Source organism: Hungatella hathewayi WAL-18680 (genome assembly GCF_000235505.1).
In the GTDB taxonomy this organism is placed as follows: domain Bacteria; phylum Bacillota; class Clostridia; order Lachnospirales; family Lachnospiraceae; genus Hungatella_A; species Hungatella_A hathewayi_A.
In genome coordinates this window covers 1,803,725-1,817,127 of sequence record NZ_JH379027.1, presented here as the reverse complement: position 1 = coordinate 1,817,127, position 13,403 = coordinate 1,803,725, and the positions used below count along the sequence as shown (strand labels likewise).

Annotated in this window: 10 protein-coding genes; all 10 read right to left on the bottom strand. The window is 52.2% G+C overall.

Annotated elements, in window-relative coordinates; translation table 11 throughout:
- Positions 1 to 107: 107 nt before the first annotated feature.
- On the bottom strand, positions 108 to 1,004 hold the full coding sequence (locus tag HMPREF9473_RS08135; RefSeq protein WP_034859000.1) for a tyrosine-type recombinase/integrase: 897 nt from the start codon (positions 1,002 to 1,004) through the stop codon (positions 108 to 110).
- 147 nt (positions 1,005 to 1,151) lie between these two features.
- Positions 1,152 to 1,346 carry a helix-turn-helix domain-containing protein gene (locus HMPREF9473_RS08130; RefSeq protein ID WP_006779600.1) on the bottom strand — a complete coding sequence of 65 codons (195 nt, stop codon included), beginning with the start codon at positions 1,344 to 1,346 and terminating at the stop codon, positions 1,152 to 1,154.
- A 57-nt stretch (positions 1,347 to 1,403) separates the two neighbouring features.
- Entirely contained in the window at positions 1,404 to 2,141 is a 738-nt protein-coding gene (locus HMPREF9473_RS08125) for a hypothetical protein (protein ID WP_006779599.1), read from the bottom strand.
- A gap of 45 nt (positions 2,142 to 2,186) precedes the next feature.
- Positions 2,187 to 2,882: a hypothetical protein gene (locus HMPREF9473_RS08120; RefSeq protein ID WP_006779598.1), complete on the bottom strand. Its 696-nt coding sequence runs from the start codon at positions 2,880 to 2,882 to the stop codon at positions 2,187 to 2,189.
- Positions 2,883 to 2,899: 17 nt separating this feature from the next.
- Positions 2,900 to 3,499, bottom strand: a complete 600-nt coding sequence (locus HMPREF9473_RS26090; protein ID WP_006779597.1) for a hypothetical protein — start codon at positions 3,497 to 3,499, stop codon at positions 2,900 to 2,902.
- Positions 3,500 to 3,544: 45 nt separating this feature from the next.
- Complete coding sequence (locus HMPREF9473_RS08110; protein ID WP_006779596.1) at positions 3,545 to 4,090, bottom strand: hypothetical protein; 546 nt, start codon at positions 4,088 to 4,090, stop codon at positions 3,545 to 3,547.
- Positions 4,087 to 4,737, bottom strand: a complete 651-nt coding sequence (locus HMPREF9473_RS08105; RefSeq protein ID WP_034858125.1) for a hypothetical protein — start codon at positions 4,735 to 4,737, stop codon at positions 4,087 to 4,089. Before HMPREF9473_RS08105 ends, HMPREF9473_RS08110 begins: the two co-directional genes overlap by 4 nt.
- A gap of 16 nt (positions 4,738 to 4,753) precedes the next feature.
- Entirely contained in the window at positions 4,754 to 10,081 is a 5,328-nt protein-coding gene (locus HMPREF9473_RS08100; protein ID WP_006779594.1) for a hypothetical protein, read from the bottom strand.
- Between the two features lie 48 nt (positions 10,082 to 10,129).
- Complete coding sequence (locus HMPREF9473_RS08095) at positions 10,130 to 12,274, bottom strand: ZmpA/ZmpB/ZmpC family metallo-endopeptidase-related protein (RefSeq protein WP_006779593.1); 2,145 nt, start codon at positions 12,272 to 12,274, stop codon at positions 10,130 to 10,132.
- A 95-nt stretch (positions 12,275 to 12,369) separates the two neighbouring features.
- On the bottom strand, positions 12,370 to 13,137 hold the full coding sequence (gene lepB, locus HMPREF9473_RS08090; protein ID WP_006779592.1) for a signal peptidase I: 768 nt from the start codon (positions 13,135 to 13,137) through the stop codon (positions 12,370 to 12,372).
- Between the last annotated feature and the right edge of the window lie 266 nt (positions 13,138 to 13,403).

Genomic DNA, 13,403 nt, shown 5'->3' with positions numbered 1-13,403 from the left:
GGTATAATAGACTATATTACGAAGGTTGATACCTTCTGTTAGATGTTTTAGATACCGCATAATACCAATTATGGGGTATTTTTATTTTTATGCTGTGACAGCCGCTGTCAGCCAAGCACCAGCCGCATCCGCGACATCTGCCTTCTGGGCTGTTCCTCTGTGCTCATGGTGTAAATCCGCGTCGTGTTGATACTGGAATGCCCCAGCAAATCCATCAGCCGGACCACGTCCTTTTCTATCCGATAAAAAGTCCTTGCAAACAAGTGACGGAAATTGTGGGGAAATACCTTTCTCTCATCCACCCCCGCCTCCCGGCTCATCTCCTTCATTTTCTTATTAATATTGCTCCGGTCCATCGGTTTTCCATTTCTCGTGATGAAAATGCTTCCGCCTGTAATTCCTATCTTTCGGCAATACTTTGTCAGCACTCTCACCAATTCCGCCGGCAGCAGTACGATTCTTGATTTCCCCTTATTATAAATATCCACCCGGCCATGCCCCAGGGATTCCACCGTGATAAACCGAAGCTCACTAATCCGGATTCCCGTACTCCCGATGGTTTGAAACAGCATACTCATCCGAGCGTCCTTCTTTCTCTCCGCCGCCTGTACCAGCCGCCTATAATCCTTCTCCGTCAGTTCTCTCTCCGGTTCGCTGAATTGGACATGCTGGATTTTAAACAGCTTCACCTTATACTCCCCGCATCCCAAATATTCCAAAAAACTGTTGACAGCCGCCAGCATAGAATTCACACTGGTAGTCTTGTAATGCTCGTTGAGATACTGCTTATATTCCAGAACTACCTTTTTATCAAATCCATATTTGCCTGCTTCCTTTCCCCCTGATTCATCTCCTCCCAGCAAACACAGATACTCCTGAAATTTCCTTACATCACGAAGATACTTTTCCACCGTAGCACGGCTTCTCTCCTCTTCTCTTAAGTAATTTCCATAGCGGCAAATCATTTCATCTGTTATTAAATTCACATTTTTACGTTCTTCCATCATAAAAAAATCCCTCCTTCGTAAGATTGGTGATACCTCTTACTTTAAATGCAAATAGGAAAAAATTGCAAGGAAATGAATTATATTTTCCTGGCAATTTTTTCCATGATACAAACATAAATTTTTTCAGTTATAAATTCATCTTAATCACCCTTTGATTCCAAGGGTCTCGGCGATGCGTTTTTTGGTGCGCTCGCATTGGTTGCGGCCGTAGATGATGTCGCTGACGGTGGAGTTGGCGATGCCTAGGCGTTTGGCTAACTCCTGCTGGGGGATGTCCTGTTCTACCATTGCGATTTTCATCTTTTTGCCGAATGGGGTGCATGGGATTCTGGTTGCCATATGTGATTCCTCCTTGTAATTTAGCGGTTGTCCGCGTCTATGACACAGCCGGATTTTTTATGGTGTCACTGCCTTGACAAGACTTACGGTGAAGGTTGGCGTCACTGTGAAGGTATCTCCGGATGTCCAGCCTTTTTTCGTTGCTCCGTATAAGGTCATCGTCAGGGCGTCTTTACCTCCGGCGGTGCCGGCGGCCTCCAGTTTGTAAGTGTCTCCGCTGTTCTGGAATTTATAAGTATTTCCAATGGTTCCACCTGTTGCCGGTGACGGTTTCAGCCAGTTGTCCGCCAGGGCTGTCGTCTTATCCGCAGGCAGTACCGGCACCGATGCGATATCAGTGGCCGATGGGCGGATGGAAAACATGATTCCATGCTCCTTCGATTCCAAATCATTTAAAGTGGTCACAAATTCTGGGGCAGCCCCGGCTGTTTTGCTTCCTTTGGCTGTCGCTACGTTTGTGATACTGATATTTAGCGGCACACTGGACAAGTTTGTTATAGTATAGTTTGTCGCCTGACCGGTTATCTGCAGGGATGCCGTCCCGGTTGTCAGAGTCTTGTTGGGGTCAATGTCAAAGATGGCTTTTACCGGAACTTTGACTTTGATGTCCGTAATGCTGATAGTTCCTGTCAACTCCGATGGCACTCCACCATTGTCTGCCACAACCTTCTCTGACAAAGCCTCTGACGCCGCACTGTTATACTTGGGGTCGTCCGCCGCGAATGACGCTACACTCCCCGTCACTGCCATTGCCATGGCTGCCGCCACTGCCACTGCTTTTTTTCCTGCTCTCATGTTCTTTCCTCCTGTATCCTTTTTTGGTTGTAATTCTTCTTTATATTAATCAGCAGGCTCTGCCTGAACTGCGCTGATTTTTAAGGTCGGGCGCACCGTGAACTGGTACTCTCCATAGAAATCCGGCGTCACTTTTCCGTACAGGTTCAATTCCCGGCTCTCCTCGGCCGGAATATCCGTGATGAAAATGTTCTGCCGTCCGGGTACGATGGCGTACTTCTCGAACTCCTGCTCACTGCCGTATCTGGTTCCCGCCACTCCCAGCACCAGAATGGCGCTTCCTGGAGGCCCGGTTCCGGATACCTTGTCCACCAGACGGAAGGTCTGCTCCACCTGTTCGGAAAATTGGGGGGAAAATACCACGTCTCCCTCCCCAACATCCGCCACCTGTGATATCTCCAGTTTAACCGGCACCACGGAATGATTGGCCACGTGAATGTCCGGCCCCTGTATCTGTGCTCCCGGATTGTCCGCATGAAAGGGGATATCCGTATTCACCTGAAACTCAATTCCTCCGGCAGGCAGCTCCACCGATATCAGTTCCACCTTGATGCTGCCTGTGAGGACAGAGTCCCTGGATGCGCCGGAGTCCTCCGGTTTGAATGTTATCTCCTCGGTATCTACGTTTTTATTTTTTAGACTCCGGTTATCTATCTGTCCTGCGTACACTGGCATGGTCTGTGTCAGCTGCATGACCAACAAAACGGTAGTCAGCAGGATACTTTCTTTCCATGGTCTCACTGGTCGTTCACCCCCTTTCACTCCTGTAATGTCAACGTCAGTTTCACCGCCGCCTGTCCGATGAACGCTTCCGTCTCCTCCCCGTATGCAAAGAACACGGCCGTGCACTCGTACACTCCTGCGGGAAGTTCTGCATCCAGCGGGGCAGATTCCACGTAGTTTCCAGGACGGATCGCTCCGGTCTCATAAATTTTCTCACCGGTATCATCTCGTGTGATTTCCACACGGATTAGTTTTCCCTGGTTGGATGGGTTCTCGATGAGCCAGTTGATTCCTCTGTCTCCTCCGGACACCTTCCCGGATGGAGTGATGTTCATGGACATAGCCAGCATCCCTTCCTCCACCAAGCTGTCCATCTCCCTCTGACGCTCCTCCCTGGATTTGCCGGGAATGTCGCCGGATACCACGTTGGCCTCATACACCAGGCCCTGGGGCGGCTCTTCCTGGGCATTTCTCCGGCTTAAGTAAACGCCGCCTGCTGCACCGGCCGCACAGCAGACCGCCAACAGCAGAAGCAGGAAACCTCCGATCCGCCGGCTCCCGCCCCTCCGGGCTGGCGCTCCTGCTCCCCTGCTTCCTGGTCTCTCCCCTTCCTCCCTCATCTCCCCGTTTGTCATATTTTCTTCACTCCTTGTTCCGTATTCTATATAGGAAGCGCCACTCTATTCCAGCACATACAATGTTATCTGCGCCCCAGCTCTTCCTACATAGGCGTTGTCACTGATTCGGTAGGCATCAAAATAGGCGGTGCAGGGATACTCTCCTTTGGGCATTTCCACATCCAGCGGCACATCGTCGATATACTGCTCCGGGTCCAGATAGCCCGACTGGTAAATCATCTCTCCCGAATCGTCCCTCCGGATGGTAATGGTAAACCGCATAGTATTTTCCGGCGGATTCTCCACCAGCAGATTGGCGGTGGCCCTCCCATTTTTCATAAATGGCGTGGCATTGATGGAGAAGGCCAGCATGCCTTCCTCCACCGCGCTGTTTAATTCTCTCTGCCGCACTTCCGGGTCCTGATTCAGGGTTCCTGTCTTCACATTTCCCTCCGCCACCAGCGAAAAGGGTTCGGCGGCGGCCTGGACCGGCTGGCTGTTGGCGGATACCATATATCCGGCTGCCCCCAGCACAACCAGGCAGAATACCGCAGACAGAACGACAACCAGCAGATTGAGGCGGCTTAAATGCGTTCTCTTATAACTCATCCTGTCTCTCCTTCCTGATTTTCGATGATCCGCAGGGTGATGGCAATCGACATCTCCCCCGCCGGCCTTTTCTCCTCAAACAACTCGATTCTGGCCGTGACAGGGTGTTCTCCCACCGGCAGACTCTCTTTCAGCCGGATATTTTCCACATAATATCCCGGGTCCACGCGGGTGGTGCCGCCTATCAGTCTGCCGGTTTCTTTCAGATACAGACTGATTCTGGCACTGTAATGGTTCTCCTCCGGGTTCTCATATTCAATGTTGCAGTCACGGCTTCCCGCCTTTATGGTGGGCAGCTGGTTCAGCATCACACGGAAACTTCCGGCAGCCACTTCACTTTCCTCTCCTGCTCTCAGCGTGCCCTTTTTTGCATGCTTTTCCGGCCGGATGTCCAGCTGTGCCTGGATAGGCGCAGGGAACTCATAGCAGGACACCGCAGCTATTGCAGCAAACAACATAATGACTGTCACTGCTGTCACAGATATCCACCGGTTTTTGCTGTGTCGGCTCCTGGCATGGCTGGTTTTCGTTTCAGACGAGCCTGGAAGGAGCTCCCTTCTGCTTTTCTGGCCTATCGGTCTGTTTTCTTTCCTGTTTTCTTTTCTGTTTTCCCGACGTTTTTCCCGATTCCTTTTCCGTTTTTTCATCTCTCCCACCGCCCGTCTACTGCCATGCCACTGCATCGGCCGTCGAACTGTAATCACCCGTCATAACTCCAAACTGGTAGCTGATTGTATATCCAAAATTTGGATGCTCCCTGTCATAGTACGGGTCCGACTTGTATTTCAGGAAATAGCGGTACTGGAAGGTTCCTCCTGCTTTCAGCTGGCATCTCATCCAGGGATTGGTATCCCCTGCTGCCTCTGGGTTATAGTAAAGCTCTCCACTGATAACTCCGGTTCCCGCCTTTGGATTCGTGATTCCCAGTTTCACACCGGAATCATAAATCTGTCCTTCCCCGTAGGAATCATTTTTTGCAATTGGTTTCAACTCCCGATAACTATTTCTGTCGGTCCCACTGATGGGCGTCACAGTGAGTATCTTTCCCTCCATGGGATAAGCATGGTTGTTTTTCATGGCCACATCCACACTGGACGCAGTTTTCTCCTCTCCGTTTGGAACCAATTTTTCCATTGCCACGTCAACCGGCAAATCCACCACCAGGCTCTTGCTGCCCACACCCTTTATGGTGAACCGGATTTCATACCGGGTAGTTCCCGATGACAATTCCACCAGCATACCTCTGTCCGCCGGATATGTGTAGGCCGCTCCGGTGTACAGCTTCAGTCCGCTTACCGTTCCCAGACCCTGGCTGGGACTTTCTAACGACATCTTCGCCGGGTCCAGCGCCTTGTCCGTGCTTCCCGCCACTCCGGCCAGACCTATCTTTCCATTGGCGTTTGTCTCTCCATAGCTGTGATAATATTCTGTCTTCCAGTCCGCCAGAACTGCCGGAGTGTCGCTGGCTGACTCCTGGCTGGCATAGCGGAACATGGCACTGGCAATACTTACGGTGCCTCCCAGGGCATCTTCCAGATTCAGCGGCACTCCTTCTCCACCGTCCGCATCCTCCCTCGGGATGGCTTCCCCCGCGTTTATCATCACCGGCGGCACCAGGGTCGGAAATCCTTTTTCGGCCTCTGACACAAGGCTGGTATACCAAATCCGGTCATCCAGAGTACGGACAGTTCCAGCCAGAGTGTTCAACCCCTCTGTCTGCGCCTTCAGATTTTCATTCCCTGTCGAATACAGCGGGAGAATTTTGCCCTTATCCACCAGTTCTCCGCCATCACTATCCTTGGTAATATCACTGTAACACTGGGCTAGTTGTGCTGGAATTCTACTTCCCCCTACTACCGCTCCGGCAGTAAATTCACCGGTATAGGACGTAATACTTCCCTTTTCTCCACAGGCGCTGTAACTATTCCATATTCTCCCTCCCGGATACAGGCTTGTTCCTATGATTCCTCCACTGTTACCACCAACTATTACCGTTTCCAGGTTATAACAGTCCTGGATGATACCATTCCCCAGTCTGCCAAGGATTCCCCCGGCGCTTTCCCCCGTTACACTTCCTTTCCCTTCGTTTTCACTCCGGTTGTAACACTGGGTAATACGGCTGGCTGGCACGCCACTGTCGGTGCGGATGGCACCGGCGATTCCACCGGCGCCATCCTCCCCTCCTATAATCTCTGCATTGGATAACCCGATTCTGGAAATATCAGCCCCATTGTGAAGCATTCCAAACAATCCTCCAAACAACTTGTTATTCACATACAGATTCCTGATTTGGCAGATGTTCCGGGGATTACCTGAGCCCGGTTCATTTCTGCTTGTGAATACTCCCTGATAATCAGGTCCCTCATAACTATCGTCCATCCTTCCTATGGGAATCCAATTCAGGCGGCCTCCACCTTCCGCTATGTACCTGCTTTCCGCTGCTTTCATGTCAATGTCATTCATAAGCATCCCGCAGATACCGTTCTGCGCCTTCTCATTGACCTGGTAGGCAAACCAGGCCAGCTGTTCCGGCGTCGTTATCTCATAGGGGTCTACATCTCCATCACCGAGCGGCTTTTCCTTATCTTTTATGAGACCGTACTCTATTGATTCCCCTACCTGCTCCCAGTTCGCGGCTCTTTTCAGCGTCCCGTAGGATGGGTAATCATCTCCGGTCTGATAGGTCCAGGAAATGCCGGTCGTCTGGCCCAGCTTCTCTCCGTTCAGGGCAAAGGCGGCTCCCCAGCATCCGAAAGCGGCGCCCTCCACACCTGTGGCATCCCTGTCAGCCGGATAGCTTGCCGCCGGATAAGAACTGCCGGCTGCATAATAGCAGAAGGTGATATTACCGCTGCCCGGATTGACGCCGGTGATGCTTCTCACCGTTCCTCCTGCACCGGCTCCCGTCACGGGTCCGGCATTATAACAGCCGGCAACGCTTGTTTCCGCTGTCACACTTCCGGCGATTCCTCCGGCATTAGTTCCTGTGGCTCCGCCATCTGCTGTTCCCCGGTTATAGCTGTTCCGGACGGTAGTATTTCCCGAAATGGCGCCGCCCAGAATTCCACCCGTATTCCGTTTCCCTCCGTTGGAGACGGTTCCACTTTCATTGTTATGACAGCCGTCTATGACAATGCCGCTGCCACTCTCAATGCCGCCTATGATTCCCCCCAGATAATCTCCGGTTCCGGTTATGGTTCCCGCATTTTCGCAGGATGTCACCTTATTGCCCGTACCGGTGATATAACCGGCTGTTCCTCCGAAATAAGAGCCTGCTTCAGGCAGCTCCAGGCGTCCCGCATTCCGACACCCGGTAATGGAAGCATTATCCCCCTTCACATACCCGGCAATTCCTCCGGCATACCGGGCTCCAGCCGTGTTGTCCGTGGCTTCCAGCCGGTTATCTGCCAAAACTACTGATTTCACATTGGCCCCGCTTCCCAGAGTTCCGAACAGTCCCAGCTTTTCCGTTCCTCTGGCATACATCATGGTGATGGTATATCCGTTTCCGTCGAAGGTTCCCGTATATCCGGTTCCCCCGCTGTCGGAACCTATGGGAATCCACGGCAGCGCCTGGGCCGCTGTCACGGACGAATCATTGGCAGTTCCCGTATATAGCCCGCCAAATAAATTGATATCCGCCATTACTTTGGCGCAGATGTCTGTTCTTCCCTTGTTGTTAATCTGGTCCGCTATCCAGGCCAGGTCCTCCGCCGTCCATATCTGATACGGATTGGCAGAAGTTCCGGCTGTTCCTGTGGAACTGTTATTTTGGCAGGGCGGCGCAAACACGGAAGCGCCTACTGTTCCCCAGTCCATAGCCGCCAGTCTGACAGTAAAGATGGGATAGTCATTATTTCGTCCTGCCGTGTGGCTCCACACACCATCGGTGTTGCCGGTATTCAAATCCACCAAAATGTTTGATGTGTCACTTCCACTCCCGCTTTTCATGTATGTGGTTGTCTTCGCCCCGGAATAACTGTCCGTGGCCGTTCCCACGCCTCCGCCGACTGCCTTTAATGCCGTATCCGGATTGCTCCCGCCATCCCAATAGCACCGCTGGATTCCCCCGGTTGATGCGGAATAATCGGCAAAGCTGCCGGCAATTGCTCCCGGTGTCCCGGAGGATGATGTGATAGCTCCTGCCGTATAGCAATGGGAAATCACATGGGTTCCACTGGCCTCACCCCCGTATGCTCCCACAAATGCCCCTGTCTGGCTGCTGGTCCCCTTCACCGAAGCGCGGTTATAGCAGTTTTCGATTGTGATGTTGTCTGTCTTTCCCGGAACGCTCAATACCGCCCCCACAAAACCGGCGGTTCCGTCCACTCCATCTGCCGCACCTGCCGAAACCACCCTGCAGCTGGAATCCAGGCCCAGATTCCGGATAACCGCGCCGCCCCCGGCACAGCCAAACAGTCCGGCATACCCCGTTTTGTTGACCGACAGACTGCCAAGCACCTTTCCCTTGCCATCAAAAGTTCCCTGGAATATATTTCCGGCGGTTCCGATGGGCTCCCAGAGAAGGGGGTCCGCCTCGCTTCCTCCATATTTTTCACCTGCCATGTTCATATCAATGGAAAGCTGGCCCTGAATTCCGGTATTTCCGTTATTGACCAGAGATGCAAATTGACAGAACTGGTCCGCGGATTTGATGAGATAGGCACCGGTGGAGGAATCCTTCTCCATGGTTGTGGAACTGATCAGTCCATCCTGCATCCCCTGGCTGATGGCATTCCAGCCGGGAGCTTTTACCAGACGCTCGCTTCCGATTATGGAGGGATATCCGCCTTCCTTGTATTGCCATGGACCTTCCATATTCCGGCCATTTAAGGCGTAGGCAGCCGCCCAGGACTGCATCTGGGCTGTGGTCATCGACCTTGCTCCTTTGCCCGTTGAGGTTCCTGAAGTTTCTCTATCATAAAAACAATTTACAACTTGACCATTTGTACCATCGGCCCAAAGTACCCCCACTTTACTTCCAATCAATTTCCCCGTATTATAGCAATTTTCATAGCGGCAGTTACTTTTTCCGCAATAACTCGTTATTCCCCCCACTACACTAACCGTTGCAGTTATATTCCCAGTATTATAACAATTAATAAAAGTTACCTTCTCACCTGAAAATCCTGCAATTCCTCCTATATAGGTTCCTTCTGTTGTTATATTGGCATTATTGGAGCAGTTTCTTATGATTCCACCCTCATATAAATCTCCAGTTATTCCACCCGAATGTCTTCCACCACGTATTTCTCCGCTGGCTATTCTTACATTTCTTACCTCTTTGTACACAGTTCCAAATAAACCCTGAATAGCTTCCCTGCATGCACTTCCATCTGGGTCCAGCCTCCAATCTTCTATGTACATATTTGCAATACTCTTGTTCCCTCCATCAAAAACCCCATAGTATGGTTTAATCGGAATCCACAAGACCGGGTTGTCAATATCACCTCCTGACAAATCAACATCCGTATTTAACAGCGCGTACTTCGCGCGGTAATTGTCGTTATCGTTATTCACCATATATCCGAACCAGGCAAGCGCCTCCACGCTGTTGAGAATATACCGTTTTGCCTCGTCATTTCCATTTCCACCTTCCAGCATCATCTGGTCCGGGCTGTCGGTTCCATCCGGCAGTTTCACCGGTGTTGTCCTCAGCTTTTCTTCTGTCCAGCCCTCCAATTCCACTTTTTCATGCCAGTTGGCCGCCACTGCTCTGGCTCCTATTTTCACCCGGAAGGTCTTGGTGTTACCGTTGATTTCCGCTGTCAGACTGGAATTCTCAGCTCCTCCGTCTCCATTTTCCCCCGGTTCGCTCTCTGCCACATCCGCCACGGCCGGTGTTTCCTCCGCTAATGCGGATATCGAACCGGCCGCGCCTGTCCAGGCGGTGCATATCAGCGCCGTGACGAGGCAGAGACCGGCATGTCTGATTCTTCTTCCCTTAGGTCTCCTATCCGTAATCCTCTCTATAAACCATCTTCTATTCATGTGTTATCTCCTGTGCCCTGTGTGTTGAATCTTATTTCTGAAGGCGCTCTACTCTCCCGCTGTCTGGTTCCCCGGATGAATCGCCAGTCCCTCCTCCGCCTTCCATGAGATTTCCTGCCCGTCAATCTGGGTTGGGAGCTGCATTTCGTCCTCTCTGACCGCGTCCGCAAGAGTATAACCATCGGGCAGCACCAATGGAATGACCGATACCTTTGACGCTGTCACCAGTTCCTCCTCCTCATGCATGGCAAAGTAGGACAGTTGTGGATAGGCCATCTCTGCCGTATACCAGTTTCCCGGAATCTGTGATTCCAGGGCCGCCATTTCGATCGTGTTCAGCCCTTTCAGGGAAAACTCCGTCATCTCCTCCGCCTCGGAAGGTGATGCTGTTTCTGTCTCCAGTTCCTCCTCGCCGCCATCCGCACATGCCATCTGTCTGTCGTAAACACAGCCGGATAATATTCCGTTTCCTGACGCGGTGAACGCGCCTCTCACCGTTCCGGCTTCTCCCACAGTCACGATGGAATAGCAGTTCCGGATAATGCCTTCGTTAACGGCGGCGAATCCTCCCGTGATATCGTCACTGTCAACCAAACCGGCCGCATAACTGTTTTCCGTCCGGGTATTCTCTCCCAGAATGCCAGCCAGTCCTCCTGTCTTCGTCTCCATACCTCCCAGGCTGGAACCGATGGTAACCAGGGTAAAGCTGTCCGATACCAACGTCTCTCCCGCGGTCTGGGCCAAAAGACCTCCGGCCGCAATCCGCTCCGCCGTCACCAGAATGCAGATATCTCCATTGGGATTGCCGATATACTTCAATCCGTCTCCCTCGTCCTCCTGATCCGGAGCATTGCTGTCAGAACCATTCCCCGAAGCAATGGTGTTCCCGGAAGAAACTTCCTCCGCGTCGGATGGGGTTGCATCCGAGGGACTGGCTATGGCGGCCGATTCCGCATCCGCGTCCATCACCACCGATACCCGCAGCATCAAAAGCTGTCTGTCGATTGGCAGATATCCCACCGTCTCGGCTGCAGCCTGAACGTTGTCCACATGGGTTGCAGATGTGGTATGGGAAGGAACGCTGTCACTATGTTCCGGTGCCTGGGCATTGGTTTCTGCTCCCGCTCCTGTCGAATTGTCCGTCTCCGGCTTCGAGGAGTCTTCCGATGATTCATCTGCTGCGTCTCCCTGTTCTGGTTTCGGATTTTCCTGGGAGCTCTGGGAGTTATTTTCTGTTTCTCCATCTCCGCTTTCCTGAGGGCTTGTCTCTGCCTCCGGCTCCTGAACCTCCTGCTGGCTAGTTTCTATCTCTGAATCCACACTCTCATGGAAATCCGTTTCCACTTCCGTTTTCCCACTCTCCTGCAGGCTGGATTCCATTCCCGGTTCCGCGCTCTCCTGGATACTGCTTTCCACTCCCGGTCCCGCACTCTCCTGGGTTCCGTTTTCCGCTCCCGATTCCCCGTCTCCGGTCTCCCCGGATTCGATTCCAGGTCCGCCTCCGGCTCCATTTCCTCCGTCCACATTTTCTCCGGCTCCATCCTGGGCGGAATCTGGCAGACTCTCCCCACCGGTCTCCGGCACATCAAAACTCTCCACCGCCCCCGGTCCCACCATCTCATCGGCATCCCCAGGGCTGGCCTTGGCTATCATGTACTCTGCTTCCACCGGGTAAGAAGTAACAATCTCCCCATTCACTCCACAGTTCCTGATAACGGAATCGATGGCATAGGCCGCCAGCGCCCCGTACCCGTCGGTATAATATTCTCCGTCATAATACGTAAACGGATGCCGTATTTCCGCCTCACGGAACAACAGATTTTCAACCTCCGCCTTCTCCATCACACCAAACAGCGGTCTTTCCAGGCCGCTTATCACATGTCCATTACCATCCAGACTCCCCTGAAAGGGTTCCACATTCGTCCCAACTGACTGTTCCATCCAGCTCAAATCCAGATTTTCTTCCAGCCGGTACCGTCCCCTCAGATTATATTCTTCGCTCTCCTCATCCAGCAGATAATGCTGGAATTCCTCCTCCGTATAGATGGCCACCACCTCACGGCTCTTGGCCCGGGCGGTGCCAACGCTGTGGACAGCCAAACCAGCAATCCCCACAACCATCAGTCCGGCCAGCCCAATCACCAGACAGGTAAGTCTCTCCCTCGATTTTGTATGTAAGATAAAACGGCTCATGTTATTTCCTCCGATTGTTTCTTCAGTCTCTTCCCGCGCATTTCACTCAACGGGTTTTCTTTCCTGTTCCCTGCTTTCATCGGCCAGCCAATTCTTCAACCGATTCGGATAACCAGAATCACCTTTCCCCTAATATCCTCCTGCGGCACGGTCCCCACCCGCGCGTCGCGGCTGTCAATGGAAATGCTCCGGTTATCCCCAAGTACCATGTACTGCCCGTCCATCACGGTCATCGGCACCAGACTCCGCTCCTCTGACATTTCCCTGTCATCGCTGTCCGCACCCTCCGGCAGAGTCACATAATCCTCCCGGACCTGCACACCATTGACGACAACACGGTTTCCGGATGCGTTGACTTCCACCGTATCTCCCGGAAGCCCCGCAATTCTTTTCACCAGATACTCCCCATCATGTTCAAACACCACCACATCATTCCTCTTTAAACCCGAACTGCTCCGCCGGTATACAATCCAATCCCCATGATTCAGATAGGGATACATGGAATTGCCGGACACACAGTCCACCCCTATCAGAAATCCGAAGACAACGGCAGCACACAGGACCACGGACAAAACCGCAGCCACGGCCTTCACATTTCTGCGCCTTCGTCTTATAAAATAGCGTCTGATTTCCACCCGTATCCGGCCGCGCAGCTGTCTTACCAGCCGTTCCAGTTCCTGTCCCTGCTTCCCGCCGCTCACCGTTTCCACGGATTTCACAATATCCCACAGATAACAAATCATCTGGTTCTCATCAAATCCCCCGAAGCGGACCGTTCGAAAATGGGAGAGTTTCTTCTCTTTTTTAGTCTTCCCCTTCGGCTCCTGCCTGCGGGACCTTCCCCTGTATCCCGCCGTTTCCACGGATTGGCACCTTCCTTTCCGGAATTACCCGGTAATGAGTATTATGAAGTGGAATATTCCATACTTCCTGAAATGGACAGCAGTATATTACCGTTTCCTATGGTTTTTTATTGCATTTTCGCTTCTCGTATTGGGATATCAAACCGAATAGCATAGATGTAAATGATTTTATGGCACCACAAACAGGCGATTTCAGCCCCAAAAGCCAAATCACCGGATTTTCTTCCCATTACACCACAATTCTGCGAATTCTTCCTCGTATTTTG

Bases quoted from the DNA above. Each gene is read 5' to 3' on its own strand.
- HMPREF9473_RS08135 (WP_034859000.1), bottom strand. From the start codon at position 1,004: ATGGAAGAACGTAAAAATGTGAATTTAATAACAGATGAAATGATTTGC.
- HMPREF9473_RS08130 (WP_006779600.1), bottom strand. From the start codon at position 1,346: ATGGCAACCAGAATCCCATGCACCCCATTCGGCAAAAAGATGAAAATC.
- HMPREF9473_RS08125 (WP_006779599.1), bottom strand. From the start codon at position 2,141: ATGAGAGCAGGAAAAAAAGCAGTGGCAGTGGCGGCAGCCATGGCAATG.
- HMPREF9473_RS26090 (WP_006779597.1), bottom strand. From the start codon at position 3,499: ATGACAAACGGGGAGATGAGGGAGGAAGGGGAGAGACCAGGAAGCAGG.
- HMPREF9473_RS08110 (WP_006779596.1), bottom strand. From the start codon at position 4,090: ATGAGTTATAAGAGAACGCATTTAAGCCGCCTCAATCTGCTGGTTGTC.
- HMPREF9473_RS08105 (WP_034858125.1), bottom strand. From the start codon at position 4,737: ATGAAAAAACGGAAAAGGAATCGGGAAAAACGTCGGGAAAACAGAAAA.
- HMPREF9473_RS08100 (WP_006779594.1), bottom strand. From the start codon at position 10,081: ATGAATAGAAGATGGTTTATAGAGAGGATTACGGATAGGAGACCTAAG.
- HMPREF9473_RS08095 (WP_006779593.1), bottom strand. From the start codon at position 12,274: ATGAGCCGTTTTATCTTACATACAAAATCGAGGGAGAGACTTACCTGT.